Raw genomic sequence first — 1,252 nt, forward strand, 5'->3', positions numbered from 1 at the left:
CCCGCACGGCGTCCGCGGCGACCAGCAGCACGACCCAGCCGGCCCCGGCCAGGAACGGCGCCAGGACCGGGCCGAGCCGGGGGGTCAGGGCGAGCCCGCTCGCGGTGAGCGCGAGCGCGGGCAGCAGCCAGGCCAGGGCCCGCGGCCCGTAACCGGGCAGGGCGAGCGTCGCCAGCCCGTTGAGGCCGAGCGCGGCGGTCAGGACCGCCACGGTGCGGATCATCAGCAGGCGGAAGCCGTGCATCGGGGCGACCACGGCCATCTCGTACGTGGGGTCCAGCGCGGGCCCGTAGGACAGCGCCACCCCGGCGAGCGGCAGCAGCGGCGCGAGGGCGAGGAAGAGGGTGGGCGAGGTGGTGCCGCGCATCGTGTGGCTCGCCATGACGGTGAGCAGCAGGACGGCCCCGACCGCGCCCAGCCAGGAACGCCGCAGCACCGGGGTGGCGGCGAGGAGGCGCGCGGTGTGGTCGGCGACGCCGGTGCGCAGCAGCAGCGACTCCAGCAGGCCCGGGCGGGGCGCGTCCAGGGCGGCGTCGAGCCGTTCCCAGCCGGCGTCCAGGGCGACGGGGTCACCGGCCTCGGCGAGCACGGCCCGGCAGGCCGCGCAGGCGGTGAGGTGACTGTCGGCGGACCACAGCATCGGCGCGGTCAGCTCGCCGCGCGCGTAGGCCCGCAGGTCCTCCTCGGGGACGTGCCAGCCGCCCGTCGCGCCGGAGGGGCCCCGCGTCCCGCCGTCCCGGTCGTCGCCGGCCGCGCCGTGCGAAGGTGTGTTCGTCATGCCAGCGCCTCCCGCAGTTGCTTGCGGGCCCGCATCGCCCGCGTCTTGACCGTGCCCGGCGGGATGCCGAGCAGGACGGCGGCCTCACGGGTGGTCAGCCCGTCCAGCACGGTCGCCTGGAGCACCGCGCGCAGTTCGGGGGAGAGCCGGACCAGCGCACCGGCCAGGTCCCCGTGCTCCACGCCGGCCAGCACGCGCTCCTCCGCCGACGCCTCGTCCCGGTGCCGCAGCCGGGCCAGCGTCTGCCGCAGCCGGCCCCGGGCACCGGCGCCGCGCAGGGCGTCGATCAGCCGCCGGGAGGCGATCCGCCACAGCCAGCCGGCGGCGTCCGCGCCGGAGTCGCGGTAGCGGGCCGTGCCGCGCCAGACGGCCAGGAAGGTCTCCTGGACCACGTCGTCGACGACACCCGCGTCCGCGCAGCGGCTGCGCATCCGGGCGGTCAGCCACGGCGCGTACCGCCGGTACAGCTCCTCG

Annotated in this window: 2 protein-coding genes; both read right to left on the bottom strand. The window is 78.0% G+C overall.

Going from position 1 to position 1,252, the window contains the following annotated elements; all coding sequences use genetic code 11:
• A partial coding sequence (locus G3I53_RS02190; RefSeq protein ID WP_239063484.1) for a zf-HC2 domain-containing protein occupies nucleotides 1-778 on the bottom strand: 778 nt, incomplete at its 3' end.
• A partial coding sequence (locus tag G3I53_RS02195) for an RNA polymerase sigma factor (protein WP_164437978.1) occupies nucleotides 775-1,252 on the bottom strand: 478 nt, incomplete at its 5' end. The genes G3I53_RS02195 and G3I53_RS02190, both read right to left, overlap by 4 nt.

Origin of the sequence: Streptomyces sp. SID14436 (genome assembly GCF_010548465.1) — a bacterium.
Taxonomy (GTDB): Bacteria; Actinomycetota; Actinomycetes; order Streptomycetales; family Streptomycetaceae; genus Streptomyces.